General features: G+C 62.0%; 35 protein-coding genes and 1 pseudogene. 16 read left to right on the top strand and 20 right to left on the bottom strand.

The features are described from left to right. Nucleotide 1 precedes the first annotated feature (1 nt). The gene (locus tag FHR23_RS02455) at nt 2-700 is read right to left on the bottom strand and encodes a pirin family protein (RefSeq protein ID WP_184001332.1); all 699 of its coding nucleotides are present in this window, start codon (nt 698-700) and stop codon (nt 2-4) included. Between the two features lie 80 nt (nt 701-780). On the opposite strand from FHR23_RS02455, the gene FHR23_RS02450 reads away from it, so the two are divergent. The 3 genes from FHR23_RS02450 to ctrA all read left to right on the top strand — a co-directional run bounded on the left by FHR23_RS02450 (nt 781) and on the right by ctrA (nt 3,608). Beyond that, nucleotides 781-1,680: a LysR family transcriptional regulator gene (locus FHR23_RS02450; RefSeq protein WP_184001331.1), complete on the top strand. Its 900-nt coding sequence runs from the start codon at nt 781-783 to the stop codon at nt 1,678-1,680. 4 nt (nt 1,681-1,684) lie between these two features. Continuing rightward, nucleotides 1,685-2,728 (top strand): AI-2E family transporter, encoded by a 1,044-nt coding sequence (locus FHR23_RS02445; RefSeq protein WP_184001330.1) that lies wholly within the window; start codon nt 1,685-1,687, stop codon nt 2,726-2,728. Nucleotides 2,729-2,900: 172 nt separating this feature from the next. After that, nucleotides 2,901-3,608, top strand: a complete 708-nt coding sequence (gene ctrA, locus FHR23_RS02440) for a response regulator transcription factor CtrA (protein WP_184001329.1) — start codon at nt 2,901-2,903, stop codon at nt 3,606-3,608. Between the two features lie 85 nt (nt 3,609-3,693). Here ctrA and FHR23_RS02435 read toward each other — a convergent pair whose 3' ends face one another. The 6 genes from FHR23_RS02435 to FHR23_RS02410 all read right to left on the bottom strand — a co-directional run bounded on the left by FHR23_RS02435 (nt 3,694) and on the right by FHR23_RS02410 (nt 7,609). After that, nucleotides 3,694-3,978, bottom strand: a complete 285-nt coding sequence (locus tag FHR23_RS02435) for a PspC domain-containing protein (protein ID WP_184001328.1) — start codon at nt 3,976-3,978, stop codon at nt 3,694-3,696. A 173-nt stretch (nt 3,979-4,151) separates the two neighbouring features. After that, nucleotides 4,152-4,688, bottom strand: a complete 537-nt coding sequence (locus FHR23_RS02430; RefSeq protein WP_184001327.1) for a GNAT family N-acetyltransferase — start codon at nt 4,686-4,688, stop codon at nt 4,152-4,154. Next, nucleotides 4,685-5,476 carry a LysR family transcriptional regulator gene (locus tag FHR23_RS02425; protein WP_184001326.1) on the bottom strand — a complete coding sequence of 264 codons (792 nt, stop codon included), beginning with the start codon at nt 5,474-5,476 and terminating at the stop codon, nt 4,685-4,687. The genes FHR23_RS02430 and FHR23_RS02425 overlap by 4 nt, the downstream gene beginning before the upstream one ends. A gap of 7 nt (nt 5,477-5,483) precedes the next feature. Next, complete coding sequence (gene apaG, locus FHR23_RS02420; RefSeq protein ID WP_184001325.1) at nt 5,484-5,882, bottom strand: Co2+/Mg2+ efflux protein ApaG; 399 nt, start codon at nt 5,880-5,882, stop codon at nt 5,484-5,486. Then, entirely contained in the window at nt 5,879-7,084 is a 1,206-nt protein-coding gene (locus FHR23_RS02415) for a trans-sulfuration enzyme family protein (RefSeq protein ID WP_184001324.1), read from the bottom strand. Before FHR23_RS02415 ends, apaG begins: the two co-directional genes overlap by 4 nt. A gap of 69 nt (nt 7,085-7,153) precedes the next feature. After that, a complete protein-coding gene (locus FHR23_RS02410; protein ID WP_184001323.1) occupies nt 7,154-7,609 on the bottom strand; it encodes a universal stress protein in 456 nt (151 codons plus the stop codon). Nucleotides 7,610-7,760: 151 nt separating this feature from the next. On the opposite strand from FHR23_RS02410, the gene FHR23_RS02405 reads away from it, so the two are divergent. From FHR23_RS02405 to FHR23_RS02385, 5 genes are all read left to right on the top strand, one after another. Then, a complete protein-coding gene (locus FHR23_RS02405) occupies nt 7,761-9,059 on the top strand; it encodes a pyruvate dehydrogenase complex dihydrolipoamide acetyltransferase (protein ID WP_184001322.1) in 1,299 nt (432 codons plus the stop codon). 21 nt (nt 9,060-9,080) lie between these two features. Next, nucleotides 9,081-9,287 (top strand): hypothetical protein, encoded by a 207-nt coding sequence (locus FHR23_RS02400; RefSeq protein ID WP_221227324.1) that lies wholly within the window; start codon nt 9,081-9,083, stop codon nt 9,285-9,287. Beyond that, the gene (locus tag FHR23_RS02395) at nt 9,280-9,663 is read left to right on the top strand and encodes an acyl-CoA thioesterase (protein ID WP_184001320.1); all 384 of its coding nucleotides are present in this window, start codon (nt 9,280-9,282) and stop codon (nt 9,661-9,663) included. The genes FHR23_RS02400 and FHR23_RS02395 overlap by 8 nt, the downstream gene beginning before the upstream one ends. Nucleotides 9,664-9,692: 29 nt before the next feature. After that, the gene (lpdA, locus tag FHR23_RS02390) at nt 9,693-11,090 is read left to right on the top strand and encodes a dihydrolipoyl dehydrogenase (RefSeq protein WP_184001319.1); all 1,398 of its coding nucleotides are present in this window, start codon (nt 9,693-9,695) and stop codon (nt 11,088-11,090) included. Between the two features lie 120 nt (nt 11,091-11,210). Next, complete coding sequence (locus tag FHR23_RS02385; RefSeq protein ID WP_184001318.1) at nt 11,211-11,852, top strand: DUF4142 domain-containing protein; 642 nt, start codon at nt 11,211-11,213, stop codon at nt 11,850-11,852. A 9-nt stretch (nt 11,853-11,861) separates the two neighbouring features. On the opposite strand, the gene FHR23_RS02380 is transcribed toward FHR23_RS02385, so the two are convergent. The 3 genes from FHR23_RS02380 to FHR23_RS02370 form a co-directional block, all read right to left on the bottom strand. Further along, complete coding sequence (locus FHR23_RS02380; RefSeq protein WP_184001317.1) at nt 11,862-12,665, bottom strand: glycosyltransferase family 2 protein; 804 nt, start codon at nt 12,663-12,665, stop codon at nt 11,862-11,864. After that, nucleotides 12,662-13,720 carry a glycosyltransferase gene (locus tag FHR23_RS02375; protein WP_184001316.1) on the bottom strand — a complete coding sequence of 353 codons (1,059 nt, stop codon included), beginning with the start codon at nt 13,718-13,720 and terminating at the stop codon, nt 12,662-12,664. Before FHR23_RS02375 ends, FHR23_RS02380 begins: the two co-directional genes overlap by 4 nt. A gap of 89 nt (nt 13,721-13,809) precedes the next feature. Then, nucleotides 13,810-14,928: a glycosyltransferase gene (locus FHR23_RS02370; RefSeq protein ID WP_184001315.1), complete on the bottom strand. Its 1,119-nt coding sequence runs from the start codon at nt 14,926-14,928 to the stop codon at nt 13,810-13,812. Nucleotides 14,929-15,167: 239 nt separating this feature from the next. On the opposite strand from FHR23_RS02370, the gene FHR23_RS02365 reads away from it, so the two are divergent. Beyond that, complete coding sequence (locus tag FHR23_RS02365) at nt 15,168-16,145, top strand: hypothetical protein (RefSeq protein WP_184001314.1); 978 nt, start codon at nt 15,168-15,170, stop codon at nt 16,143-16,145. A gap of 138 nt (nt 16,146-16,283) precedes the next feature. After that, nucleotides 16,284-16,586, top strand: a complete 303-nt coding sequence (locus FHR23_RS02360; RefSeq protein ID WP_184001313.1) for a hypothetical protein — start codon at nt 16,284-16,286, stop codon at nt 16,584-16,586. A 67-nt stretch (nt 16,587-16,653) separates the two neighbouring features. Here FHR23_RS02360 and FHR23_RS02355 read toward each other — a convergent pair whose 3' ends face one another. From FHR23_RS02355 to gpmA, 4 genes are all read right to left on the bottom strand, one after another. Next, nucleotides 16,654-17,724, bottom strand: a complete 1,071-nt coding sequence (locus tag FHR23_RS02355) for a 5-(carboxyamino)imidazole ribonucleotide synthase (RefSeq protein WP_184001312.1) — start codon at nt 17,722-17,724, stop codon at nt 16,654-16,656. Continuing rightward, on the bottom strand, nt 17,721-18,206 hold the full coding sequence (gene purE / locus FHR23_RS02350; protein ID WP_184001311.1) for a 5-(carboxyamino)imidazole ribonucleotide mutase: 486 nt from the start codon (nt 18,204-18,206) through the stop codon (nt 17,721-17,723). The genes FHR23_RS02355 and purE overlap by 4 nt, the downstream gene beginning before the upstream one ends. A 131-nt stretch (nt 18,207-18,337) precedes the next feature. Next, nucleotides 18,338-19,168: a TIGR00266 family protein gene (locus tag FHR23_RS02345; protein WP_184001310.1), complete on the bottom strand. Its 831-nt coding sequence runs from the start codon at nt 19,166-19,168 to the stop codon at nt 18,338-18,340. A 29-nt stretch (nt 19,169-19,197) separates the two neighbouring features. Beyond that, nucleotides 19,198-19,884: a 2,3-diphosphoglycerate-dependent phosphoglycerate mutase gene (gene gpmA / locus FHR23_RS02340; protein WP_184001309.1), complete on the bottom strand. Its 687-nt coding sequence runs from the start codon at nt 19,882-19,884 to the stop codon at nt 19,198-19,200. Between the two features lie 173 nt (nt 19,885-20,057). On the opposite strand from gpmA, the gene FHR23_RS02335 reads away from it, so the two are divergent. After that, entirely contained in the window at nt 20,058-20,882 is an 825-nt protein-coding gene (locus FHR23_RS02335) for a hypothetical protein (RefSeq protein WP_184001308.1), read from the top strand. Nucleotides 20,883-20,991: 109 nt separating this feature from the next. On the opposite strand, the gene FHR23_RS02330 is transcribed toward FHR23_RS02335, so the two are convergent. The 4 genes from FHR23_RS02330 to FHR23_RS02315 form a co-directional block, all read right to left on the bottom strand. After that, entirely contained in the window at nt 20,992-21,153 is a 162-nt protein-coding gene (locus FHR23_RS02330; RefSeq protein WP_184001307.1) for a hypothetical protein, read from the bottom strand. 62 nt (nt 21,154-21,215) lie between these two features. Further along, entirely contained in the window at nt 21,216-21,698 is a 483-nt protein-coding gene (locus tag FHR23_RS02325; protein ID WP_184001306.1) for a GNAT family N-acetyltransferase, read from the bottom strand. A gap of 26 nt (nt 21,699-21,724) precedes the next feature. Continuing rightward, nucleotides 21,725-22,843: a M14 family metallopeptidase gene (locus FHR23_RS02320; RefSeq protein ID WP_184001305.1), complete on the bottom strand. Its 1,119-nt coding sequence runs from the start codon at nt 22,841-22,843 to the stop codon at nt 21,725-21,727. Next, complete coding sequence (locus FHR23_RS02315) at nt 22,840-23,451, bottom strand: DUF4136 domain-containing protein (protein WP_184001304.1); 612 nt, start codon at nt 23,449-23,451, stop codon at nt 22,840-22,842. The genes FHR23_RS02320 and FHR23_RS02315 overlap by 4 nt, the downstream gene beginning before the upstream one ends. Before the next feature lie 192 nt (nt 23,452-23,643). Between FHR23_RS02315 and ykgO the strand changes: the two genes are divergently transcribed. Next, nucleotides 23,644-23,769 (top strand): type B 50S ribosomal protein L36, encoded by a 126-nt coding sequence (gene ykgO, locus FHR23_RS02310; RefSeq protein ID WP_184001303.1) that lies wholly within the window; start codon nt 23,644-23,646, stop codon nt 23,767-23,769. A 7-nt stretch (nt 23,770-23,776) separates the two neighbouring features. Beyond that, a complete protein-coding gene (locus FHR23_RS02305; protein WP_184001302.1) occupies nt 23,777-24,406 on the top strand; it encodes an HAD family hydrolase in 630 nt (209 codons plus the stop codon). 6 nt (nt 24,407-24,412) lie between these two features. Here the strand turns inward: FHR23_RS02305 and FHR23_RS02300 are convergent, their stop codons facing one another. Then, nucleotides 24,413-24,928 (bottom strand): GNAT family N-acetyltransferase, encoded by a 516-nt coding sequence (locus tag FHR23_RS02300; RefSeq protein ID WP_184001301.1) that lies wholly within the window; start codon nt 24,926-24,928, stop codon nt 24,413-24,415. Between the two features lie 13 nt (nt 24,929-24,941). Beyond that, a pseudogene (locus FHR23_RS02295) lies at nt 24,942-25,238 on the bottom strand (4a-hydroxytetrahydrobiopterin dehydratase); the annotation flags it as partial. 62 nt (nt 25,239-25,300) lie between these two features. Here FHR23_RS02295 and FHR23_RS02290 point away from each other — a divergent pair. Genes FHR23_RS02290 through FHR23_RS02280 form a run of 3 tightly spaced genes read left to right on the top strand, consistent with a single transcriptional unit; the run spans nt 25,301 to nt 26,930 of the window. Further along, entirely contained in the window at nt 25,301-25,696 is a 396-nt protein-coding gene (locus FHR23_RS02290; protein ID WP_246359661.1) for a metallopeptidase family protein, read from the top strand. Next, the gene (gene ccmA / locus FHR23_RS02285; RefSeq protein WP_184001298.1) at nt 25,696-26,289 is read left to right on the top strand and encodes a heme ABC exporter ATP-binding protein CcmA; all 594 of its coding nucleotides are present in this window, start codon (nt 25,696-25,698) and stop codon (nt 26,287-26,289) included. The genes FHR23_RS02290 and ccmA overlap by 1 nt, the downstream gene beginning before the upstream one ends. Then, on the top strand, nt 26,286-26,930 hold the full coding sequence (locus FHR23_RS02280) for a heme exporter protein CcmB (RefSeq protein WP_184001297.1): 645 nt from the start codon (nt 26,286-26,288) through the stop codon (nt 26,928-26,930). Before ccmA ends, FHR23_RS02280 begins: the two co-directional genes overlap by 4 nt. The last annotated feature ends 44 nt before the right edge of the window (nt 26,931-26,974 follow it).

Below are 26,974 nucleotides of genomic sequence, written 5' to 3'. Positions count from 1 at the left end.
ACTATTCGGAATCGACCAGTACGATTTCGGCATCGTCGAGTGCCGTGATCGTAACGCTCTGACCACCGTCCAGGGCGGCACCGTCGCGCGGTTCAAAGCGCTGGCCGTCGATGTCGATGCTACCGGTCGCCGATACCAGATAGGCATGGCGTCCATCGCCGACGCTGTGCATCACGCTTTCACCAGCCTTTAAAGTCGCGCCCAGTACGCGCGCATCTGCGCGGATCGGCAATGCGTCTTCGTCCCCGGCAAAGCCGGAGGCGAGTGTCACGAACCGCCCGGACCGATCGCCCTTAGGAAAGGGCTTTGTGCCCCAGCTTGGGCTGCCGCCAGCGGAGCGGGGCTCAATCCAGATCTGGAACAGCGTCGTTTTCTCCGGTTCCAGATTATATTCGGCATGACGCACGCCGGTGCCTGCGCTCATCACCTGCACATCGCCCGCGGCGGTGCGACCTTTATTGCCCATCGAATCCTGATGGGTAATCGCGCCGGTGCGGACATAGGTAATGATTTCCATGTCGCGATGCGGATGGGGCGGGAAGCCGTTATTGGCGGCGATCTCATCGTCATTCCATACGCGCAACGCACCCCATCCCATGCGGTCGGGGTCATAGTAATTGGCGAACGAAAAATGATGCCGGGCGTTCAGCCACCCATGGTCGGCATGGCCCAGACTATCGAATGAACGTTTCTCGATCATTGCAAATCTCCATTGCTTGCACAGGAGATAGGCCGCATGATTGGTACGTAAATGGAAACATCTGAAACGGATCGTTTCGAATGGCGTTGCCTGATTTCGAAGCATGGGCGATTTTCGCGCGCGTAGTGGAGCATCGCTCGTTCAGCGGCGCTGCCGAAGCCATCGGCATATCCAAGGCGACGGTGTCAAAGGCGATCGGGCGGCTGGAACAGCGGCTGGGCGTCAGCCTGTTTCATCGTACATCGCGGCGGTTGACCCTGACCGACAGCGGGCGGGAGCTTGCCGAACGCGCACAACGCATTCTGGACGAAGGACTATGTGCTGAGGAATCGGCACGCGATTCGGTCACTGCCTTGTCCGGGCTGGTGCGGGTGGCGGCCCCGATGCATTTCGGCAAGCTGCGCGTGGCACCGTTAATTGCCGACTTTCTGGAACAGCATCCCGATGTCAGTATCGAGCTGCATCTGTCGGATGCGAAGGTGGATATCGTCGCGGAAGGGTTTGATGTGGCGCTGCGGATCGCCAACTTGCCCGACAGCAGCCTGCGTGCGCGACGACTGGCCGGGGTTCGGATTCATACGGTTGCGGCACCTGCCTATCTCGACCGTCGGGGTAGGCCGCGCCATCCCGCCGACCTGAGCGATCATGCCTGTTTCGGCTACACGAATGCGCCAAGCCCGAATGTCTGGACCTATCGTGGCCGCGACGGCAGCGAAATTGCAGTACGTCCCGACGGCCCCTTACGCAGCAACGCGGGTGAGGGAATGATACCGTCGCTGCTGGCGGGGCTGGGCATTGCGCGCCTGCCCGATTTCATCGTCGATACGCATCTGGAACAAGGTGCGCTTGAAGCGGTTCTGACAGAATGGTCTTCCCCCCCTGTTGCCCTGCATCTGATGACACCGCCGGGTACCCTGCGTCCCGCACGGGTCGAAGCCCTGATGGATTTTCTGACGGCGCAATTGCGGTCAAAAGGATGAAGCGGTGAAGCGTCTGGCGCCCGATGAACAGGATGCGCGCTATCTGCGTCGCCTGATCCTGACGATTTTCGTGATCGCAGTGGCGGTGTCGATCTATCTGTCGCTCGACCTGCTGATTCTGGCGTTCGGATCGATGCTGGGCGCCATCACCATCCACGCGCTTGCCGATTTGTACGAACATCGCCTGCATGTTCCAAAGCGGGCAGCGGTCCCGATGGGAATGCTGAGCGTGGTTGCGGCGGTCGCCTTTCTGGTCTGGCTGGTCGCCTGGCAGTTCGGCGAACAGATAAACACGCTGGTAACCGCGTTGCCGGGCCTGCTCCAGAAGCTGGAACACAGCATGTCGCAGTCGCCGGTGGGCGCAAAGATCGTCGACGCGGTAACCGCGGCCTTTGCCGGATCGCGCATCGCAAAGGATGCGGCGGGCTTATTGAAGGGGTCGGTCGAACTCTTGCTGAACTTCATCCTGCTGATCGTCGGCGCGCTGTTTCTGGCCGCCGATCCGGGGATTTATAAGCGCGGTTTCCTGTTGCTCATCCCGCAATCGAAGCGGGCGGCGTTTTCCGACGCGCTGGAGGATACGGCCGATACACTGCGGTTGTGGCTGCGCGCGCAACTGATCCAGATGACGACGATGGGGGTGATGGTCGGTGTCGGGTTGGCGATTGCGGACGTGCCGTCGGCGGCGGCACTGGGGTTTCTGGCGGCTTTAAGCGAGTTTATCCCTTATGTCGGTCCCACGGCGGCGATGCTGCCTGCATTGGGTCTGGCAGCGACACAGAGCAACAACGCCCTGATCGGTGCACTGGTCGTGTATCTGGTCGTGCGGCTGATTCAGAGCAATTTCATCACGCCCTATGTCACTGCGCGGGTGATTGCGATCCCACCCGCCATGACGCTGTTCACGATCATCGCCATCGGTATGGTGTTCGGTCTGTTCGGGCTGTTCTTTTCGGCTGCCCTGCTGGTGGTGTTCTTCACGCTGATCCGCAGCCTGTACCTGCGCGAGGTGCTGGGCGAGGATATTCCGCCGCCTCAAAAGGAATAGTAACCTTATCGGGTATAGTTTCTGATTTCCTGCACTGATTCGGCCTGCGACTCATGCTTATTGGCGGGTTAGGAAGAAATTAACCTTTTGCCTTCATCCCTGTTTAGGTTAATGAATCCTGGTGAGTGCGGCTGATGAGGTAAATCGCGCTCGCGACGGACGGGGGAAACCGATGCGCGTACTGCTGATCGAAGACGAGCCGACGACCGCCAAGGCGATTGAGCTGATGCTCACGACCGAGGGGTTCAACGTCTATAATACCGATCTGGGCGAAGAAGGCCTCGATCTGGGCAAGCTTTATGATTACGACATTATCCTGCTCGACCTGAACCTGCCGGACATGCACGGCTATGACGTGCTGAAAAAGCTGCGCGTCGCACGTGTGCAGACACCGGTTCTGATCCTGTCGGGCGTTTCCGAAATGGATTCGAAGGTGCGCAGCTTCGGCTTCGGCGCTGACGATTATGTGACCAAACCTTTCCATCGCGAAGAACTGGTGGCGCGTATTCACGCTGTGGTGCGCCGCTCCAAGGGGCATTCGCAATCGGTTATTCGCACCGGCAAGCTGGCCGTCAATCTCGATGCCAAGACGGTCGAGGTCGATGGCGCGCGGGTGCATCTGACCGGCAAGGAATATGCGATGCTGGAACTGCTCTCGCTGCGCAAGGGTACGACGCTGACCAAGGAAATGTTCCTCAACCATCTCTATGGCGGGATGGACGAGCCGGAACTGAAAATCATCGACGTGTTCATCTGCAAGCTGCGTAAGAAGCTTTCGATGGCCACCGATGGCGACAATTATATCGAAACCGTGTGGGGGCGCGGCTATGTTTTGCGGGAGCCGGATGAGGAAAAGGTAGCCGAAGCACAGGTTGCCTGAACTTCATTCTACTACCGGGGCAGGGGCCGCGCCATTCGGGGGGATGGCGCGGCCCCATTCATTTTAGGGCTATGGGTTTTCGGGTTCAGGCGGCCAGGCGCTCTTCTTCAACCGGCATGGCCGGGACGGTCGCTGTTTCTTCGGCCGGTGAGGATGATGTCTTCGGAACCGGAGCGAGCCAGCGCGACACATGCACGGCAATACCCAGCACGATGTAGGTGGCGATCACAATTTCCGGGTTCCACAACAGGCCGACCGCGAAGATCACGCGCAGGATATTGGGATGAAAGCCGAAATCGCGGCCCAGCCCTTCGCAAACGCCGAAAAACGTGTCCGGGCGATTGAACAGCTTGTCATTGGCGTCGGTCACGAAAATCTCCCTTGGCATGATGTCGGGGTGGCAACCCCGGCGGCTATGCCAACAGGTAAGCAATCGTCATGCCAATATTAAAAAATAATGAATTTCAGCATCTTAAAGGATGGTGTTATAGAGAGGTAGAGCAGAAAAATGCAATACTCGCCATTAATTGGCAAAAATAACCATCATTCGGTGGGGTGGTGCCAGTCTGTAGTCAGCAGGCCATAAATGACGCTGTCGCGAATCCCGATATGGGTTTCCCATTCTCCGCGCAACTGCCCTTCCAGCGTAAAACCCAATGATTCGAGAAGGCGGCGGGAAGCAAGATTGTCCGGGTCGGTATCGGCAAAAATCCGGCGCTGTCCTTCGGCAAAAATCTGATCGATCAGCAGAGTAACCGCCTCACGCGCGATGCCCTGCCGCCAATAGGGGCGGGACAGCATATAGCCGATTTCAGTGACGTTTCCCTGCCGCTTTTCCCCCGCAGCAAGAAATCCGATGGCGGTATCGTCCGCGTTTGCCAGGGTGATCGCCCAGGCGCGCCAGTCGGGCGAATGACGGGCAAAACTCTCACGCGTCTGCTCTACATTGCTGTGCGGCGGCCCGGACCACCATTGCATCAGGTCGGTATCGGCAAAGCTTGGGAACAGGGCGTCGGCGTCCGCAATCCGACGGGGGCGCAGGGTCAGCCGTTGCGAGGTGAGGACCGGCGTTTCTCTCACTGCGCCAGTGCGTCGATCAGCGCCTGCACCTTCTTCTGGCGCCACTGGGGCAGCGGTGCGACCAGCCAATAGCCCAATCGTGAGGCCTTTGGCTCGCCGATCCGGGCTACTCTGGCGGTCTCGATATCTGTACGGACCAGTATTTCGGGCACGGTTGCGCGACCCAGTCCGGCAGCGGCAGCATCGATGGCGAGGCCGGCATCACCGACGCGCAATAAGGCACTCGCATCCTCGGCCATGCAGCCGGGCCAGCCGATGCGCATGTCCGCACCGCCGCCGGGCCGTTCGATCGTCACCATGCCGTCTGATTCCAGCGCTTCGCCCTCATGCTCGCCGGGGCCTTCGCCCCACTGGATGGCAAGGTCGAGATTGGCCTCGGTGAAATCCGGGGTTTCGTCGGCGGGAATCAGTACGAAGCGGATTTCGCCGTCGCGTTTCGACAGTTCCGCCAGTTTCGGCATCAGCCATTTCTGCGTCACGTCGCGCGGCGCGGCGATGGTCAGCGACTTGGACGACTGGCCCGCCTGCATCGCGCGCACGGCCTCTTCGAATTGCAGAAAACCGGTGCGCAGCGCTTCCAGCCCCGCTTCCCCCTCGGGCGTGAGTTCCAGCCCGCGTGTGGTGCGGCGGAACAGCACCACGCCCAGCGTATCCTCCAGAGCGCGGATCTGCTGTCCCACAGCTGCAGGGGTCACTGCGAGCTCATCGGCGGCACGGGTGAAGGACAAATGCCGTGCGGCAGCGTCAAGCACGCGCAAGCCGTTGAGCGGAAGGTGGGTGCGTTTCACCGGCGCCTCAGTCCGCTTCCGCCGGGGCGACGAGGGTGAATTTGGGAATGGTCACGTCGAACGCCCGCCCGTCGCCCGCGACCATGTGATAGCTGCCCTCCATCGAGCCGCTGGGCGTGGAAAGCGGGCAGCCGGAGACGTAATCGAAATTGTCCCCCGGCACGATCAGCGGCTGCTCGCCGATCACGCCTTCTCCCTCTACAGAATGTTGAGAGCCGCTTCCATCGGTGATGAGCCAGTGGCGGGTCAGTAATTGCACCGGCTGCACACCGCTATTCTCGATGCGGATGTGATAGGCCCAGAACCAGCGACCACGCGCCGGGTCGGATTGTTCGGCCAGATAGCTTACCCCGACGCGGACAATGACCCCGCGGGTTTCCGCTACATGGGTGAACAGTCCCTTCACAACCCCGCCCGGCCGAGCGCCTGATCGAGGTCGGCGATCAGGTCGTTGGCATCTTCAAGCCCGACATTGAAGCGCAACATGCCCTCACGAATGCCCATTTCCAGCCGCTTGTCCTCTGCCACGCCGCTATGCGTGGTCGAAGCGGGATGCGTCATCAGCGAGCGCGAGTCGCCGATATTGTTGGAAATGTCGATCAGTTCGAGCGCGTCGAGCAGCGCGTGCGCCTGTTTGCGGTCCTCCACCTCGAAGGAGAAGATCGGGCCGCATGCGTCCATCTGCTGCATCGCCAGTTCGTGCTGCGGATGGCTGGGCAGGCCGGGATGGTTGATATGCGGCACGCGCCCTTCGAGGAAGCGGCCGAGTTTCAGCGCATTTTCGCTTTGCCTGCGAATGCGCAGATCCAGCGTTTCCAGCCCCTTCAGTACCACCCAGGCGTTAAACGGGCTGAGCGTCGGGCCGGTGTTGCGGGTGAAGGGCAACAGCGTTTCGTTGATGAATGCATCGGTGCCGCACACCGCGCCCGCCAGCACGCGGCCCTGACCGTCCATCATCTTGGTGGCCGAATGGGCAATGACATCGGCGCCGAATTCGATGGGGCGTTGCAGGGCAGGGGTGGCAAAGGCGTTGTCGACCACCGTGGTGATGCCGCGTTCGCGCGCAACGCCGCACACCGCCTTCAGGTCGACGATATCCATGGTCGGATTGGCGGGCGTTTCGAAGAAATAGACTTTCGTATTGTCGCGCGTCGCATCGACGAACTGCTGCGTATCGCGGGCATCGACGGTAGTGGTGGCGATGCCGAATTTGGGCAGCAGCGTGTCGACCAGCCAGCGGCACGAACCGAACGCTGCACGCGCGGCAACGACGTGATCGCCGGTTTCGAGCTGGCACAGCAGCGCCGCCGTCATCGCCGCCATGCCGCTGGCGGTGGTGCGGCACGCTTCGGTCCCTTCCATCAGCGCGATGCGATGCTCCAGCATCTCGACCGTCGGATTTTGCAGCCGCGAATAGGTCATGCCGTCCTGTTCACCGGCGAAGCGCGCTGCCGCATCGCCCGCACAGTCATAGGCATAGCCGGAGGTCAGAAACATCGCTTCGGAGGTTTCGCCCCATTCCGAACGTGCGGTGCCGCCCCGAATGGCCCGCGTTGCGGGGCGCCATTGGGTGGTGATGGAACGGTCCTGACCAGTCTTTCGCTTCATGGCCGCTGCTTTGCAGCCATGGCGCGGCTGCCGTCAAGCGCGCTCGGCAAAATCGCCGATGCTTTCCGCTCAGCTCAACCGGTCGATTTCCTCCCGGTTCAGGCGGCCGGGGATAATCATGACCGGCACCCGCAGGCTTCCGGCATCCTGCCCTGAAAAGTGTGTGACCAGCGGGCCGGGGGCACCTTCCGGCGCAGCGCCCAGCACGAGCGCCGCGATATTGGGATTGGCCTCAATCATCTCGCGAACGATCTTCGGCCCGTCGCCCTGCCGCACGGTGATCGAGGGTTTCAGCCCCGATTCCTCCAGCAGAGTGCCGGCGGCACCCTGCACCAGCGCCTGCGCACGCTGATGCGCTTCCTCTTCCATGGTCGCCATCACGCCGCCCCACTGTACGAATTCGGGGGTGGGGATGAGCGCAAGAATTTCGACATCGCCGCCGGTCTTTACCGCGCGGCGCGCGGCGAAGCGCATGGCGATTTCCGATTCGCGGCTTTCGTCGATCACCACCAGATAGGTGCGCATGGATATTCTGCCTCCGTTCCAGCGTTCACTGGCGTAGAGCCGCCCGTTGCGCAAGGGGAGAGGTATTTTCCCCGTCCACATGGGCTTGACCAAGGCCCCCCGGATGGTGATGGAGGGCTTCCTCCCAAGGACTCAAGGATCAGGACCGTTCATGGCGATTGAAATCAAGATGCCCGCCCTCTCGCCCACCATGGAAGAAGGCACGCTGGCCAAGTGGCTGGTGAAGGAAGGCGATACGGTTTCATCCGGCGACCTGATGGCGGAAATCGAAACCGACAAGGCGACGATGGAATTCGAGGCCGTCGATGAAGGCACGATCGCCGAAATCCTTGTGGCCGAGGGTTCGGAAAATGTGAAGGTGGGCGAAACGATCGCTATCCTTGCCGAAGAGGGTGAGGATCCGGCATCGGTGGAAGCACCTGCCGGTGGCGAAGCGAAGGCGGAAGCGCCGAAGGCTGAAGTCGTCGAGGACAAGCCTGCGCCTGCTCCCGCGCCGACCGAGGCGAAAGCTGCTGCTCCGGCGGCTCCGACTGCCGATGGCGATCGCGTCAAGGCCAGCCCGCTTGCGCGCCGCATCGCTGCCGACAAGGGTATCGATCTGGCCGCGGTGCAGGGTTCCGGTCCCAATGGCCGGATCGTCAAGGCGGACGTCGAATCGGCCAGGCCGGGTGCCGCGCCCGCCAAGGCAGCACCTGCCGCTGCCGCCGAAGCACCCGCAGCCGCACCTGCCGAAGCCAAGGCGATCTGGTACGACGATTCGATCCCGCATGAGGAAGAGAAGCTTTCCAACATCCGCAAGACGATTGCGCGCCGCCTGACCGAATCGAAGCAGCAGGTGCCGCATATCTATCTGACCGTCGATGTGCGGCTGGATGCGCTGCTCAAACTGCGCGGTGAACTGAACAAGTCGCTGGAAGCGCGCGGGATCAAGCTGTCGGTCAACGACATGCTGATCAAGGCGCTGGGCGTGGCGCTGGAAGCCAGCCCGAAATGCAACGTCACCTATGCCGGTGACAAGATGATCAACTATAGCCGCGCCGATGTGTCGGTGGCGGTCTCCACGCCGACGGGCCTGATCACGCCGATCATTCGCGACGCTGCGAACAAGAGCATCTCGGCAATCTCGACCGAGATGAAGGAGCTGGCCGGGCGCGCTAAGGAAAACAAGCTGCAGCCCAGCGAATATCAGGGCGGCACGGCGTCGCTGTCCAATATGGGCATGTTCGGCATCAAGCAGTTCGAAGCGGTCATCAACCCGCCGCAGGGCATGATCCTGGCGGTCGGCGCGGGGGAGAAGCGGCCCTATGTCGTCGATGATGCCTTGCAGGTTGCGACGGTGATGAGCGTGACCGGCAGCTTCGACCACCGCGCCATCGACGGCGCGGATGGCGCGGCGATGCTGAAACTGTTCAAGCAACTGGTCGAGGCGCCGCTGGGCATGATCGCGTAAGGACGCGGCGTGCGGGTCCTGATGGAAGTTTTATGGGTCGTTGCCGGGCTTGCCGTGGCGTTTACGCTCGGCTGGCTGTCAGCATGGTCCTATCCGCTGGGACGGCAGGATATCTGGCTGGTCACAGGAGCCGGAATGGTGCTGATCGTGGCGATGGCTCTCCCTGCGATCATCCGTGCGGCCCGTGCCGATCTGACCAGAGTGAAAAGGGCGCAACGCCATGGATGATTGTACACCGCCCGATGCCGAGCCGGCATTGCGCGTCACCGCCATGCCCGCCGACACCAACCCTTATGGCGATATTTTCGGCGGCTGGCTGATGAGCCAGATGGACATGGCCGCCGGGCTGGTATCCTCGCGCTATTCGCGCGGGCGGGCAGTCACCGTCGCGGTCGAGGGGATGAAGTTTCACCACCCCGTATCGGTCGGCGACGAAGTGAGCGTATATGCCGAACTGGTGGCAACCGGTCGCACCTCGATGACCATCGAGGTGGAGGCGTGGCGCCGGGGGCGGTTCGGCGAATCCCATGATTGCGTGACACAGGCACGGTTCGTCTTTGTCGCGGTTGACGAGAATAAGAAGCCCCGGTCGCTTGTCGGCTGATTGCGTGGCTGTTTTGCAGGAGCATTATTGTGGCTGATACATATGACCTTATCGTTCTGGGTTCGGGACCGGGCGGCTATGTCGCGGCGATCCGTGCGGCACAGCTCGGGCTGAAGACCGCTATCGTCGAACGCGAGCTGCTGGGCGGCATATGCCTCAACTGGGGCTGTATCCCGACCAAGGCGCTGCTGCGCTCGGCGGAAATCTTCCACTATATGAGCCATGCCAAGGATTACGGCCTTGCCGCCGACAAGATCAGCGCCGATCTGGAAGCGGTGGTGAAGCGTTCGCGCGGGGTCGCCAAGCAGCTCAATCAGGGCGTCACGCACCTGATGAAGAAGAACAAGATCACCGTCCATATGGGCGAGGGCAGGCTGGTCGGCAAAGGCAAGCTGGAGGTGAAGAGCGACAAGGGCACGGAAACCCTGACTGCGAAGAATATCATCGTCGCCACCGGTGCGCGTGCACGCGACCTGCCGTTCGCAAAGGCCGACGGCAAGCGCGTCTGGACCTATCGCCACGCAATGACGCCGCCGGAAATGCCGAAAAAGCTGCTGGTGATCGGATCGGGTGCAATCGGTATCGAGTTCGCCAGCTTCTACAACGATATGGGCGCTGAAGTGACGGTCGTGGAAATGCTCGACCGCATCGTGCCGGTCGAGGATGCCGATGTTTCTGCCTTCCTCGAAAAGGCGCTGAAGAAACAGGGCATGACGATCATGACCGGTGCAGGCGTCGGCGGGCTGGAAGTCGGCGCGAATGGCGTGAAGGCGAAGCTGAAGGACAAGGCGGGCAAGGAAACCACGACCGAATTCACCCATGTCATCGCCGCCATCGGCATCGTGCCCAACACCGAGAATATCGGCCTGAAGGAATTGGGCGTCGCGATGGACGATCGCGGCTTCCTGAAAACCGATCCGATGTGCCGCACCAATGTCGACGGGCTGTGGGCGATCGGCGACATCACCGCGCCGCCGTGGCTGGCGCACAAGGCAAGCCATGAGGGCGTGATCGCGGCCGAAGCGATTGCGGGCAGGCATCCGCACGCGATGGACCCGCTCAACATCCCGGCCTGCACCTATTGCCATCCGCAGATCGCCAGTGTCGGGATGACGGAAGCGAAGGCGAAAGAAGCGGGCTATGAGGTCAAGGTCGGCACCTTCCCGTTCATCGGCAACGGCAAGGCGATTGCGCTGGGCGAGGCGGAAGGCTTCACCAAGACCATTTTCGACGCAAAGACCGGCGAGTTGCTGGGTGCGCACATGGTCGGTGCGGAAGTGACCGAAATGATCCAGGGTTATACCGTGGGCAAGACCGGCGAGCTGACCGAAGCCGAATTTATGGAAACGGTCTTCCCGCACCCGACGATCAGCGAAACGATGCACGAAAGCGTGCTCGGCGCCTACGGCCGCGCGCTGCATATCTGATCCTACGGACGAAGCGCCAATATATTGAATCATCCGGCGCTTCGTCCTTTTACCGATCCTTCCTCGCTATCGGGAACGTCACTCCACTGCATGCGTTGGCGCGGGTGAGGGAGATGGCGTATGAAATATTCGGTGCTTTCACTGACCATGGCGCTGGGCGGCGCGCTGATGCTCAGCGCGTGCGGCAGCAGCACGCCCGTCGGAAACACTGCCGATGCCTATAATGACAGCGTTGCCAGCGACAATCTGATGGTGTCGAATATGATTGTCGATGACAGCGGCAATATGGCGATGACGGCCCCCGACAATGCGTCGATGCCGATGGACGTTTCCACGATGTCGGCGCAGCAGTTTGCCAATCTGGTGGCGGCGAGCGATGCCTTTGAAATACAGTCGGCGAAGCTGGCTGAGTCCAAAGCGACAGACGCGAAGCTGAAAGACTTTGCGAAGCTGATGATCCACGATCATGACCAGTCGACGGCGGAGTTGAAGCAGGCCGCAAAAACGATTCCGGGGGTGACGCCGGACGCCACGCTGTCGGCGCAGCAACAGGCTGATCTGTCAGCATTGAAGTCTGCCAGCGGTCGGGCCTTTGATACGTTGTACGCGCAACAGCAGACGCTGGCGCATCAGCAGGCGATCGGCCTGTTGCAATCCTATGCGGCCAGTGGCGGCAACGCGACGCTGAAGGAATGGGCGGGCAAGGTCCTGCCGATCGTGAAGGGCCATCTCACCAAGATTCGCTCGATCGGCGGCGTATAAGCCTGCCAGTCAGACGGAAGGCTTTTGCCAGGGCTTTTCGCGCAGGTTGAGATGGGTCAGCCGCCGTTTTTCCAGTCGTGGCCCCAAAAAGCGATAGAAATACCAGTCCTTCGCCGCGAACGGGGTGAAATGGTAGAGCAGTCGCTCGGCCAGCGTCCAGCGTACGCGTGTGCGATTGGAACGGCGCGGAGAGGGAATGCACCACAGATCAGGCGGATAGATCGCCCGGCCCAGTTTCAGCACCCGCTGCATGATTTCATGGTCCATCAGAACATAGGGCCAGTAGCCATGCGCATACCCGCCCGCGCGGCGTAGCGCATCGGTACGAAAGGTCTGGCCGAACCCGCCGGTGTGCGTCTGTCTGGGCCATAGCCGACTGGCAATGCGCGAACGTAGGAAACGCTTGCGGCGGGCCTCCGGTCCATCGGGCGGCGCGGGTACATCGACCGCCATCACCGCGACGACGCGTTCCCCGCCTGCATCAAAAGCGCGCCCGGCCTTTTTCAGATAATCCGGCGGATAAAAGGTGTCGGCATCTCCGAACGCCACCAAGGGTGTTTCGATGTGCGGCATCGCGGTTTCGAGTGCATGGATTTTGCCGGGTTTTGCTTCGTGCAGATGCAGCGTTTCCAAACCTTTCATGCGTGCGGTTTCGTTGCGGGCGATGGCTGCAGAATGGTCGGTCGAGCCATTGTCGACCAGAATCAGACGAAAGGGCTTCACCGTCTGGCGGGCGAGCGATTCCAGTGTCGCGGCCAGGAAATCCGCCTCGTTGTAATAGGCGATTACAAAGGTCCAGCGGGTGTCGGTCATTGTGCGAGTGTCACCAGTGTGCGGCATGCATCAATGCTGGAATCAGGCCCATTTGTTTCCAGCACATGTGCGCGCGCCGAACGGCCCATTGCCGCGCGATGCCGTTCATCGGCAAGCAGGCGATCGACCATCGCCGGATATACCGAGTCGTTGACGAGTGCACCGCACCCCGTCGGGACGACATCGAAGCCGATCCGTCCCTCCATCGCTACCACCGGCAGACCGCAGGCCATCGCCTCTGCAATCCCCAGCGGGAAATCATCGCGGCGCCCGGCATGAAAATACAGCCGTGCCCGGTTGAGCAGTGCCGGTACGCCCTCATGGCGAATATGCCCCAGCCAGGTGACATGGGGATATCGGGTGGCGAGTGCGGATGCCTGTGGTCCGTCGCCGATGACCGCGACCCGGTACGTCGTGGAAAGGGCGCCGATCTCATCGAAGCGCTTCCATCGGTTCAACCGGCTGATGGTGATAATGTCCCATTGTTTCGGCAGATCGGGTTCGGGCCGGAAACGGTCTGTATCGACTGCCTTGGCCAGTCGCTGCATATGGTGCGGGCTGATATGCCGCCTCCAGAACCGCCAGCCGGGATGGGAAAGCACCTGTTCCTGTCGCGCGGATTCGGAAAACAGGAATGCGGCATGAGGAACGATCCGGCTCCAATACTCGCCGTTGAGGATAACTGCGAACCGGCGTTTCCCGGGCTTCAGCACCTTGTCGTACAGGCGATAGCCCGCGCTGCCGGTAGCACCGATCAGCACGAACAGGTCGGCGGGATCACCCCGTGCCGCGTCAACCATTGCGTCGCTGTAGGCATCGCGACTCTTTGCGCCGCCGCCGGACGCAGCGAAAATGCGGATGGGATAGGGGGCTATGCCGGGAAGGTCGGACATCAGGCTGTGTTCTTCCCGGCCGACTGCCCATAGCTCGACATCCGCGCCCATTGTCGCCACGATTGCGGGCATCCTGCGGTTGCGATTGTCCATGGCGAGCCATTCCGACAGGTCGTCGATCCGCTGATAGACGGGGCAGGTCAGGACGAAGATGATGCGCATTGCAGCGTCGCGCTATCAGGCGTCGGCATCGCTGGCTAGAGCGGTTTTTACCTGATTCCGCATCTCTGAATCGGTAGGGCCGCAGGCGTTCATGGTGCGCCGATCGCGGCTTCCACCATTTCCAGATAGCGTCCGGCGACCGCTTCCGGCGTGAAGCGGTCGAGATGTTCTTCAAAGGCAGCCGATACCGGTGCGGTCAGCCTGTTTTCTGCGATATCTTCAATCGCCCTGGCAAACCCTGCGATATCTTCAGGCTCGACCAATCGGCCGAACCGTCCTTGCCCGACCAGTTCGCTGACACCGGGAACGCGCGAGGTCACGACCGGCAGATGCGCAAGCAGCGCTTCATGCACGACCAGCCCGAAGCCCTCTCCCCGCGTTGCGAAGACGAACCCCCGTGCATGGTCCATCCATGTGTTCAGGCTTTTGCGAAAGCCGCCGAGAATGATTCGCCGGCTCATGCCGAGGCGTTCGATCTGCCGTTCCAGCTTTGGCCGCAATGGGCCATCGCCCAGAATGACGAGTTTCCAGTTCGCCGGAATATCGGCCCGGGCAAAGGCTGCAATCAGAGTGTCGAACCCCTTGATTTCGACCAGCCTGCCCGCACTCAATATATAGGGACTTGCCGCTTCGATCTCAGCCGTCGGGTCAGCCTCGTCCGGGTCGTCGATGCCGGAGGTGCCAGGACCGGAAGCGGAATTATAGGTGACGTACAACCGCTCGCGCGGGACGGAGAACAGGGTTTCGCACTGATCGGCAAGCTGGTCGGAAACCGTCTGCACGAAACGCGCGCGGCGATACAGAAAACGTTCGGGCGCGTGGCCGAACCAGCGGCGGATCCACCACTGGTCCTTCGGGCGCTTGATCAGCGTATTATGGACGCTGACAATCACCGGAATGTCGGGGAAGAACCGCATTCCGACCCCGGAGATGAAATTGGCCGAATGGACCAGCGAAATGACGAGATCGGGCCGGGTGCGGCGTAAATACCCCAGATAACGGTCGAGCGCGAGCATCGGGTCGTCGCGATGCAGATCGACAAGGTGCGCACTGATAAAGGGATCGTCCTGCAACCCGCCGCGACACCGCGCGACGACCATATCCACCGTATAGCCTTTTTCCGCTAATATAGTGCCGATAAAGAGTGCGGATTTCTCCGCACCGCCGGCGGTCAGCGAAGGAAAGAAGATGGCGATGCGCTTGGTCAAGGTCGGGCTATCCGCTCATGAAAGACAGGAACGATATCGTTGGCTGAACCCCGATATTGCTGTATCAGCACGGCCAGTCCCGCTTTGCTTATCGGCGCGGTTGCACGGTTGACAAGGGCCATGTCGCACTCCAGCACTTTTGCCGTGATCGTTGAACGTCCAGTAAGGCTATCCGATATGCAGCCCGTTGCACCGGAGGAGCGGCAAGTGCCGGGATCGGCCATGCAAGGGAAATACCATTGACCAACTGGCTCGGCGCCTATCGCGCCTGGACGGAAAGCACGACCGGTAAACGCGTTCTCAGGATCATCCGCTGGCTCTTCGTGATTGCCATGCTGGTCTGGATGACGCTGAAGGTGAACGCGATAGGCTGGCGCAAGGTCAGCGACTCGCTGCCGGTGACACCGTGGTTCTACATCCTGTTTCTGGCGATGTTCCTGACGCTTCCGATTTCGGAAACCGCGATATTCCAGCGGATTTACGACCGACCCATGGCCCGGCATCTGGCGGTGTTCATTCGCAAGCGCGTACTGAACAGCGCGCTGGTCGGATATTCGGGCGAGGTCTATTTCTTTCTCTGGGCGCGGCATAATCTTTCGATTCCCGCCAAGCAGCTACTGGTCGGGCTGAAGGATAATGCCATTCTGTCAGCTGTTGCGGCCGCAATGGTGACGGCGGGTCTGGTCGTCCTGTTTCTCCTGAGCGGGCAGGCGGATCTGGTGACCCGCTGGTTGAACGGGGAGGTGAAATGGTTCCTGGCCGCCGCATTGATCGCCGCATTTCTGCTGCCGGTGATGCTGGCGTTCCGCAACAAGATCATCGGCCTGTCGCTGGGCGTGGCAGGCAGCGTACTGGGCCTGCATGTCGTGCGTACCGTCATCGTCATGGGGCTGCAGGTGACGCAATGGGCGGTGGTGATCCCTGATCAGCCATGGAAGGTGTGGCTGTTCTTTTTGACCATGCAGATGGTGATTGCACGCCTGCCGTTCATTCCCAACCGGGAGTTGCTGTTCCTGTCGGCGGGGCTGGAGATGAGCAATGCGATCGACGGCCCACGCGAAGCGATGGCCGGGCTGTTACTGGCGGGCGGGGCGCTGACGCAGGGGAGCAACCTGATCTTTTTCCTCCTCACCTCGATCCGCCGTCCCAACGAGGTTCCGATCGGGGAATCCCTGCCCAGCGACGAAACCATGCTGGCAACGCCGCCTGCAAAATAAAGTACAGCGCCCTGACGTTACGGCATTGCGATTGACCGCAAACCGGCACTGGTTCGGTGCTTGACAGATGGCGGCGCGCTACCGAGTTGAAGGAATGGGAATTCCGCGCGATCTGCGCGCGATTAAGGAGAGACGATCATGGCGAATGTGGACGGAAGCTGGGACACGGTAACGAAATCGCCGATGGGCGATCAGCAGGCGGTGCTGACCATCGATAGTTCGGGCGACAGCTTCACCGGCACCTATACCGGCGCAATGGGCAGCGCCGAGGTGAAGGACGGCAAGGTGGACGGCGAAACGCTGACCTGGAAGCTCAATATTTCGGTACCGATGCCGATGACGCTCGACTGCACCGCGACGGTCGACGGTGACGCGATGAACGGTTCGGTCACCGCCGGTGCGTTCGGCAGCTTTCCGATGACGGGCACGCGCAAGGCCTGATTTCCGTCAGTTCGAGACAAGAGCCCGCTACCCTATGGTGGCGGGCTTTTTTGTGTGAAAATTCCGGTCAGTCGCGCCGGACGCGCGTCACATGGCCCATCTTGCGGCCGGGGCGGATCTCACCCTTGCCATAGAGGTGCAGATGCGCCTCTGCCTCGGCCACCAGTTCCGGCCAGCGGCGGGCGTCCTCGCCGATCAGGTTTTCCATCTCGACATGGTTGCCCGTGACTGCGGTCTCACCCAGCGGCAGGCCGCAGATCGCGCGGACATGATTTTCGAACTGCGAGGTGACGGCGCCCTCAATCGTCCAGTGGCCGCTATTGTGCACGCGCGGTGCCATTTCGTTGAAAACGGGGCCGTCTTTACCGGCAAAGAATTCCAGCGTCAGCACGCCGACATAATCGAGCGCATCGGCCACCCGGCCCGCCAGTGCGGCGGCTTCGGTCCATTGCGCCGCGACCGGGGCGGGGGCGGGAACGGTGGAGCGGGCAAGGATGCCGTCCTTATGCTCGTTGTGCGGCGGCGGATAGCTGACCATCGCGCCGTCCATGCCGCGCGCCAGCACGATCGAAAATTCATGCTCGAACGGGACGAAGGCTTCCAGAATTGCCGGACTGCCCTTGATCGCATCCCATGCGGCATCGGCATCGTCGGCGCTGTGCAGCCGTGCCTGCCCCTTGCCGTCATAGCCGAAGCGGACGGTTTTCAGGATGGCGGGTGTGCCCAGTTCGGCGATTGCGGTGTCGAGATCGGTGCGGCTGTTGACCTCTCGCCAGGGGGCGGCGCGCCCGCCGAGATTTTCGACGAAGCTTTTTTCCTCGACCCGGTTCTGTGCGATGGTCAGCGCGCGGGCGGACGGGCGTACCGGCATGATATCGGCAATCGCGGCGATGGGCGCGGCCTCGATATTCTCAAACTCATAGGTGACGACATCGACCGACTGCGCAAAGGTGGCCAGTGCCTGCGGGTCGTCATAAGCGGCCTGTGTAAACGCGTTGTTGACGTCGCAGGCAGGGCCGGGGGCGGGCGCAAGCACATGGATGCGATAGCCGAGCTGTGCTGCGGCGACGCCCAGCATCCGGCCAAGCTGGCCCGCGCCGATGATGCCGATGGTCGATCCGGGGGGTAGCGTCTTCATTGCGGATCGTTCGCCACGCTGTCGGTCTGGGTCGCGCGCCACGCGTCGAGCCGTTCGGCCAGCACGTCGTCGGCAGTGGCAAGGATCGCGGCGGCCATCAGCCCGGCATTGGTCGCGCCCGCCTTGCCGATGGCGAGGGTTCCGACGGGCACGCCGCCGGGCATCTGGACGATCGACAACAGGCTGTCCATGCCACTCAGCGCTTTTGATTCCACCGGTACGCCCAGTACCGGCAGGCGCGTCATCGCCGCCGCCATGCCGGGCAGGTGGGCGGCACCGCCTGCGCCCGCGATCACGACCTTCAGCCCGCGTCCGGCCGCGCTTGTGGCATAGTCGTAGAGGCGCTGCGGCGTGCGGTGCGCGGATACGACCTTCACCTCATGCGCGACGTTCAGCGCCTTTAAAATATCGGCGGCGTGGCGCATCGTCTCCCAGTCGGAGGTGCTGCCCATGATGATGCCGACCAAAGGTGCTTGCGCCATGCGTCCCGCTCATTTGCTGTCTTGGGAAGCGCCGGTTCCTAGCGGCGCAGGGCGGCAAGGGCAATCGAAGTTTCGTGCAATACGGGCCGGTGCCGTACTGAGTCAGCGGCGCCGAATCACGAACCAAACCGTCAGTTCCCGCTGATCAGGTCGCCCAGCGGCCCCAGCGCCGATCCTTCGCCGCGATTCTGCCCACCGACCGGCCCTGCTGCCGCCAGCATCCGTCCGGCAAGGCGGGAGAAGGGCAGCGACTGAATCCATACCTTGCCCGGACCGGTGAGCCGCGCAAAGAACGCGCCTTCGCCGCCGAACACCATGCTTTTCACGCCGCCCGCGCGGATCAGATCGAAATCGATCCCGCTGGTAAAGGCGGCGATGCAGCCGGTATCGACGTGCAGTTCTTCCCCGGCGCGCAGTTCGCGTTCGATGACGGTGCCGCCCATCTGCACGAACACCCAGCCTTCGCCGTCCAGCCGCTGCATGATGAAGCCTTCGCCGCCGAACAGGCCAGTCAGGATGCGTTTCTGAAAGAAGATGCCCATTTGCACCCCGCGCGCTGCGCACAGAAATGCATCCTTCTGACAGATCAGCGTGCCGCCCAGATCGGAGAGTTTGAGCGGCAGGATGGTACCCGGAATCGGCGCGCCGAACGCCACCCGCGCCTTGCCCGATCCGCGATGGGTGAAGACGGTGGTGAACAGGCTTTCGCCCGTGACAAGCCGTTTGCCCGCACCCAGCAGCTTGTCCATGAAGCCGCTGCTCTGCCCACGCCCGTCGCCGAACACGGTGTTCATCTCGACCGGCGCATCCTTCCACACCATCGCGCCCGCTTCGGCGACCGCGCTTTCGCCGGGATCGAGTTCGATCTCGATAAATTGCAGCTCATGGCCCTTGATCTCGAAATCGATATCGTCGGCGCTCGACGTGCTGCGCTGATGCGACCAGGGGCTTGGGGGCTGCATGGCGTTATCCTCTGTCGGGTTGGCGAAACTTAGTGTTCGTTCAGATAATAGCGGTCGCTCGCGGTCAGGTCGTCGTCGAGTTCATAGACGATCGGCTGGCCCGTGGGGATTTCCAGACCGGTGATTTCTTCGTCGGGAATGTTCGACAGATGCTTGACCAGCGCGCGCAGCGAATTGCCGTGCGCGGAAATCAGCACGCGCTTGCCCGCCTTCAGCTCCGGCGCGATTCTGCCCTCCCAATAGGGCAGGACGCGGGCGATCGTGTCTTTCAGGCTCTCGGTCTGCGGAATGTCGATCCCGGCATAGCGGCGGTCGGCCGACAGGTCGAACTCGCTGCCCGCTTCCATCGTCGGGGGCGGCACGTCGAAGCTGCGACGCCAGATATGCACCTGCTCGTCTCCATGCTTTGCCGCGGTCTCCGCCTTGTCGAGGCCGGTCAGCCCACCATAATGCCGCTCGTTCAGGCGCCAGTCTTTTTCCACCGGCAGCCACAGCCGACCCATGCGGTAGAGCGCGATGTTGAGCGTGCGGATCGCGCGTGTCTGAAGGCTGGTAAAGGTCAGGTCGAAATCCAGTCCCTTTTCGGCCATCAGGTCGCCCGCCGCCTGCGCCTCGGCAACGCCCTTGTCGGTCAGGTCGACATCCCACCAGCCGGTGAAGCGGTTTTGCAGATTCCATTCCGACTGGCCGTGGCGGACAAGGACGAGGGTGGGCATGGGCATCTCCTGAAAAGCGTTCGATGGCGACCTACCCGGTTTCGGCGTCGGGCGGCAAGGGGCGCAACGCATGGCCGCCACCCCGATTCGCAGCAAAATAATCCTTGGGGATGGATTAAATCCGTGACCGCACTCGTTGCCGGTTCAAACGACCAAAAGGATTTGAACCGACCATGCGTTTCCTGCCCATCCTGTTTGCCGCAACCCTGATTCCCGCTGTTCCCGCGCTCGCGCAGCAGCGCACGACGCAATCGTCCGCTGACGACGCGCATCTGCAGGTCGGCACCGGCGTGGATTATCAAAGCGGCTATTACCAGACCGGGCAGAAGGTGGAGCTGGTATCGGTGGTCAACACCGCGCGCCTGCAAAAAGGGCGCGTGATCCTGACCGCTTCACTGCCCTGGCTCAGCCTCAACGCGCCGGGGTATGTGGTTGCGAGCGGCGGTGGGGCAGGGGGGCTGTTCGGCCTGCCGGTACTATCTAGCCCGACGAGCAACACCACCACAACCGAGCGCGTGCATCGCGAAGGGTTAGGCGATTTGCGGCTGGGGGCGGGTTATGTGCTGCCCGTCCATGCGGTCGATATTACTGCTTATGGTCAGGTGAAGCTGCCCACTGCGTCGGTCAGCAAACAGCTTGGCACCGGCAAGACCGATTTCGCGGTCGGCGCGCAGGTGTCGAAGCGGGTCGGCGGCGTCACCCCCTTCGCCAATGTCAGCTATACCATGCCGGGCAAGCCCGACGCCTATCCGTTGCGCGACAGCTTGTCGGTGCAGGCGGGGCTGAGCACGAAGCTGGGCAAGCATGTCGCAGGCCAGATATCCTATGCCTATGCGCAGGGGATCAGCCCGCAACTTCCCGACCAGCAACAGGTGGCCACCCGGCTGGACGTCGGTGTCGGAAAGCACCTGCAGGTCGGTGTCTATGGCAGCGCGGGCGTTACCCCCACCGCGCCCGATGTCGGCGCGGGCCTGCAACTGGGCTGGTCGGTGTTTTGATGGGGAAGATTGGCGATCCGGCTTCCTCAATCTTCAAAAGAATTAGAGTGTTATCCAGCGTGCTTTCGCGCCTTCGCAAGAAGGATCGGGTCAAAGCGAAAATGGACCGTCAGCGATTGCGGGCTTTGTAGTCTATTGCGGCATCAGCGAGAAACCACAAAGAACCAATTCCAATTGCAGCGACAAGAGACAGAATCCACCCAAGTCCTGCGGAACCGATGATGCCGCCGATCAGACATGGCATCAGGATAACTGTTACTTTCTTGCTCATAAAGCCTCTTTAGATTGCTTACGCCCAGTCACAAAGTGTTGCAATTGAAGGGGAAGGCAATTCTAATCCTTCAACCTTCCATCGCCCTTCAACTCCAGTGTCAGGAAACGGCTGAAGGAATCGCCGTCCCGATAGCTGCCGAAAGCGGCGCAGGGCGTGAAGCCGAAGCGGTGATAGAGCGCGTGGGCGGCGTCGAAGGCAGGGCCGGAGCCGGTTTCAAGGCTGACTCGGCGATAGCCGCGGGCGCGGGCGACCGAGAGGATATGCGTCAGCAGCGCCGCCGCCACGCCCTTGCGCAGATGGATGGCGGCGGTGCGCATGGACTTGATCTCGCCATGATCGGGCGCAAGCTGTTTCAGCGCACCGCAGCCCAGTAGCTCGCCCGATTCCAATGCCGTCCAGAAGGTGACGTTCGGGTGCTGCAACCCGCTCAGATCGAGGAAATGGCAACTGTCCTTCGGCGACTGGGCGAGCATGGCGGCGGCGTGCTCGTCCAGCAGCGCAATCACCGCCGGGTTGGTCAATCCGCCTTCGACAATCTCCATGCCCGCCTCCCCCCAAGGCATCGCGATCAGATTTCGTCGATCATCCCGGCCAGCGTGTCGAGGCACGAATGCGCCAGCGTCTTGCAGCGGTCGGGCGACCAGCCGAATTCGGCATCCGGGTTCGGGTCGTGGTCCTTGAACGGCATTTCCAGCGTCATGCTGACCGCGCCGAAACGCTCGGCAAGCTGGTTGGTCGACATGGACAGGTTGGCCTTGCCCGGTTCCGCCTTGCCATAGCCTTTTTCGGTCTGAAAGTCCGGCGTCGCCGCTTCCAGCCTGCGTCCATAGCTATAGAATTTCTCGCCCAGCTCCTCGGTCCAGCTGGGAATCCCTTCGAACCCGGCAAGGAAATTGGCCGGAATCGCTTCGTCGCCATGCACGTCCATCGCGAAATCGACGCCGGTTTCGTCCATCCGGTTGCGGACCAGCAACACTTCGGGGCTGCGCTCCATGGTCGGCGAATGCCATTCGCGGTTCAGGTTCACGCCAGCCGCATTGGTACGCAGATGGCCCCTGAACGAACCATCTGGGTTCATATTCGGGACGATGTGGAACGTCGCCTTGCGCCGCAGCGCCTGAGCAGTGGCGTCGTTGGGATCGGTGAGCTTTTCCAGCGCCCCTTCCATCCACCATTCGGCCATGCTTTCGCCCGGATGCTGGCGGGCATAGAGCCAGACCTGCTTCGCGCCGTCGCCCAGCGTCAGGCAGTCGATCGACCGTCCGTCAAGCGTCTGGCCCAGTTCACGATGCGCAACGCCGGGGCGCGTCGCCATGTCGGCGACAAGCTGGTTGTGCCGCTCCACCGTATAGGGCGCGAAATAGGCGAACCAAACAAGGTCGGTTGCAAAGGTGTGGGTGAAGGTCAGCACCCCGTCGTCATAGCTGGTATCGGTGGTGCGCCAGCTTTTCCGGTCCGTGCTGATCCGCGTGCGATAGCCCGGCCAGCCAAAGGCATAGGCGGACGTGCCCGCATTGACGATGCGAAAGGTCAGCGTGCGGCCCTTTACACCGGAAACGCGGAAATAGAACCATTGATAGAAATCGGAATGATGGTCCTTCACGATTTCCAGGTCGATCCGGTCGTTGGCGATACTGACCAGGCGGATGTTGCCGCCGTCAAAGGCGGCGTTGATCTGAATGCTCATTTGACCGTGATAGTAATCCCGGACTCGCCGGGGAACCCCTTGAACAAGGCGGCAGCGAGTTTCTGGGCAATTGCGGCGGTACTCGAATCCTTGCCGCCGATCACGGTCTGGGTGACTGCGCGGCCTTCCCAGACCACGGTATTGTCGCTGCGGCGGCGCAGTTGCACCGAAAGCTGGGTGCCGATTACCTGTCGCACGCCGCCGCCGATGCCGAAGCTTGCCCCGCCGCCTACGCCGACATCGCCGCCGAACGATCCACCGCCCAGGCCGATGGATAGCGGCGGGCGTTTACGCACGGTCCCTACCGGCGCGCGCGTATAGGACATGGCGGCGATGTAACCGGACTTTCCGATGTCGTTGTCGTCATTGCCGGCACTGGCGGGCGCAAAGCCCAGAGCATTCAACTGAGTCGCGACCGCATCGGCATATTGCTGATATTCCTGGCTGATCGTCGGCTGGGTCGACAGCGGCTGGATGGTATAGGTCATCCGCGCGATCGGCGGGTCGAGGTGATAGCGGGTAACGTCCACCGGTATATGCGGTGTCGTTGAACATCCCGCCGTCAGCAACGCCAATCCTGCCGCCGCCATGATTCCTGTCCGTCGCATGCCGTTCTCCCGTCGCAGATACATACCGGCTTATCCTGCTGAACGCATGACAAAGGCAATGGGGTTCCTATCTGCTGCGATGAACCGAGGCGGTTCGGGTGCGGTCAGGCCGGGCGCTTGACTTCGCGCGCCATCGCCAGTAGGCGGGCGCCTCACTTTTTCCGACACTAATTATCGAGAAGCGAATCGGTCATGAAGATCGTGAATTCATTGAAGTCGCTCAAGGGACGTCACCGCGATAACCGCGTGATCCGTCGCCGCGGTCGCACCTATGTCATCAACAAGACGGTGCGCAAGTTCAAGGCGCGCCAGGGCTGAACGCCATATGGGACAGGCACGATCCGCCGTTATCTTCGATATCGGCAACGTCCTGTTCCATTGGGATCCCCGCTATCTGTACGAGCGTCTGATCGACGACGATCAGGCGCTTGATGCGTTTCTGCGCGATGTCGTCACGCATGAATGGCATTTTCAGCATGACGCCGGGCGCGACTTCGCCGACACCAGCGCGGAGTTGAGCGCGCGCTACCCCGAACATGCCGATCTGATCGCGCAATGGGGGCCGCGCTTCAACGACAGCATCACCGGTCCCGTCGACGGGATGATCCCGCTTGTCGAGGAACTCGATGCAGCGGGCGTACCGCTGTTCGCGATCACCAATTTCTCGCACGAATTTTTTCCACCCTTCCGCGCGGCATGGCCGGACTTGTTCGACCGGTTCCGCGATATCGTGGTGTCGGGGGAGGAACGTCTCGTAAAGCCGGACCCCGCAATCTACCGCCGCGCGCTCGATCGTTTCGGCATTGCCGCGACCGACGCTGTGTTCGTAGACGATAACCCCGCCAATGTCGCCGCCGCCAATGCGCTGGGCATCCATGCGGTGCAGTTCACCGACGCCCCCGCATTCCGCGCCGAACTGGTGCAACTGAATCTGCTCACCAACGAAACCGTCTGACGGCGCTCACAGGCTGAGCGCCAGCACATAATCGTCGTAGGTCTGTGCGCCGACGGTGAAGCGCCGCGTACCCACGGTTTCGAACCCGCATTTAGCGTAAAAGGCAAGCGCGCGGGCATTGCCGTTATAAACGCCCAGCATCAGCCGTTTGGCACCTCGTTTACGCGCCGTGTCGATGGCGGGTTGCATCAGTGCGCGCCCTATACCGCTGCCGTGCAGGCGCGACAGGGCATAGATACGCTTCACTTCCCAGTCGCCTTCACCCACCCCCGGCAGGTCGGCGGTGCACAGGATGCTGTAGCCGACCGGGGCACCGCCATGATCGGCCTGGGCGAGCCATGCCGACACGTCCGGACGGGCGAGCAGGGCGGTATAGGCATCGGGGGCGTGCTGCTTCGCGCAATGGGCGACAATGGCGTCGCCGTCGATCACGCCGGCAAATCCATCGAGAAAGGTTGCGGCACCGACCAGTGCCAGCCGCGCGGCATCTGCGGCGTCCGCGCGCCGCACCGTCCAGTCCATGCGGGAAGCTCCGTTATTCGACCAGCGCGTCGATTGCCTGCGCCATTTCGATATCGCGTTCCGATAGCCCGCCTGCATCGTGCGTGGTCAGCAGGATTTCGACGCGATTATAGACGTTCGACCATTCGGGATGATGGTCCGCCTTTTCCGCAAGCAGGGCGACCTGAGTCATGAACGCGAAGGCCTGGCTGAAATCGTCGAAGGTGAAACGGCGGCTGATCGCGTCGCGGCCGTCGTCGAAATCCCATTCAGGCAGACCGTCCAGCGCGTCTTCGCGTTCTGCCGGGCTCAACTGTTCTACCATCTTCGCCTCCTTGCCGGATCCTCGGCTTCGGGCCTATGGCTTTTGGCATGTCGGCACAAGCACCCGGAATGAATCTGCCTGATTCGGCGACGTTCGAACGTCTCGCGCGAGAGGCGATGGCGGAAATTCCTGCCCCTTTTTCCAGCTATCTCAGCGACATCGTGCTGGTGGTTGAGGAAGTGGCGGACCCGGCCACGCTGCGCGCGCTGAGCATCCGCGATCCGATGCGGCTGGCGGGCCTGTATCGCGGGCGGCCGATCGGGGAGAAATCCTCGTTCGACGTCACCAGCTACCCCGACGAAATCCATCTCTATCGCCGCCCGCTGCTTGCCGAATGGATGGCGACCGGGGAAACGCTGGGTGCGATCATCCGCCATGTCGTCGTGCATGAGGTGGGCCATCATTTCGGCCTGTCGGACGCCGATATGCACGCGCTGGAGGATTCGGCAGGGGATGACGATTGATGCCCGGCGGCGCCATCGCCTTTCGAGACGTGACCTGCGAAAGGGGCGGGCGCGTGCTGTTCGAAGGGCTGACCTTCGCGGTTGAGCAGGGGCAGGCAGGGGTGGTGACGGGGCCGAATGGTGTCGGCAAATCCAGCCTGATCCGCATTGCCGCCGGATTGTTGCAGCCGGTCGAGGGCACCGTCGCCTATAGCCCGCCACGCGCGCTGATTACCGAGGATGCAGCGCTGGATCGCGAACTGCCGCTGGACCGCGCACTACTGTTCTGGGCACGATTCGATGACAGCGAGCGGGCGGCGGATGAACGGGTGGCCGATGCGCTGGAAGCATTCGATCTGACGCATCTGGCGCCGGTGCCGGTGCGGCTGCTGTCGACCGGGCAGCGGCGGCGAGCCGGACTGGCACGCGTACTGGCAGCCGATTCGCCAACCTGGTTGCTCGATGAACCGGCGAACGGTTTGGATGCCCATGCCCTGACATTGTTTGAAGCAGCCATTGCCCGCCATCGCAAGGCCGGTGGCGCGGTCCTGATCGCCACGCATCAGCAACTCGATGTGCCGCGCGCGCAGATGATCGTGCTGGAGGCGGCATGAAGGGGTTTGCCACGCTGGTGATGCGCGAATTGCGCGGGGCGTGGGTCAGCGGTGGGATGCTGCTACCCATCGCCTTCTTCCTCCTCGTCGCCATTCTTTTTCCGTTCGGGATCGGTCCGGACAGCAAATTGCTGGCGCGCGTCGGCGGCGGCGTGATCTGGGCAGCGGCGCTTTTGGCGGCACTGTTGCCGGTCGAGCGGCTGGTCGCACCGGATCTTGAGCGCGGTGTGGTCGATCAACTGGCGGTGCGTGGGGCGAGCGAGGCGATGATTGCAACCGCGAAGCTGGTCGGGCACTGGCTGGGCTTTGCGCCGCTGCTGATGCTGGCGAGTGTGCTGGCGGCGGGATTACTGGGTCTGTCGGGGCATACGCTGCTTGCCATCGAGTTGGGCTTGCTGATCGGTACACCGGGGCTTGCTGCGCTGGGGGTGGCGACGGCGGCGCTGACCGCAGGTCTGCGCGGTAGTGGCGCAGTGGCCGGGCTGGTGATGCTGCCGCTGGCGGTACCGCTGCTGATTTTCGGGGCAGGTTCGATCGAGGGTGGTCCCGGCGCGCTTAAATTGCTTGGTGCGGTCAGCCTGTTGCTGGTTGCGGGTACACCGTTCGTAGCGGGTGCAGCAATGCGCATGGCGGGGGATTGATCATGGCCGAACCCTCGATAGAGGAAATGGCGGCCATGATAGGC

The sequence above is a fragment of the Stakelama sediminis genome, assembly GCF_014199335.1.
GTDB classification, from domain to species: Bacteria; Pseudomonadota; Alphaproteobacteria; order Sphingomonadales; family Sphingomonadaceae; genus Sphingomonas; species Sphingomonas sediminis.
The sequence above is the reverse complement of the archived record's forward strand: the minus strand, read 5'-3'. Positions and strand labels throughout refer to the sequence as shown.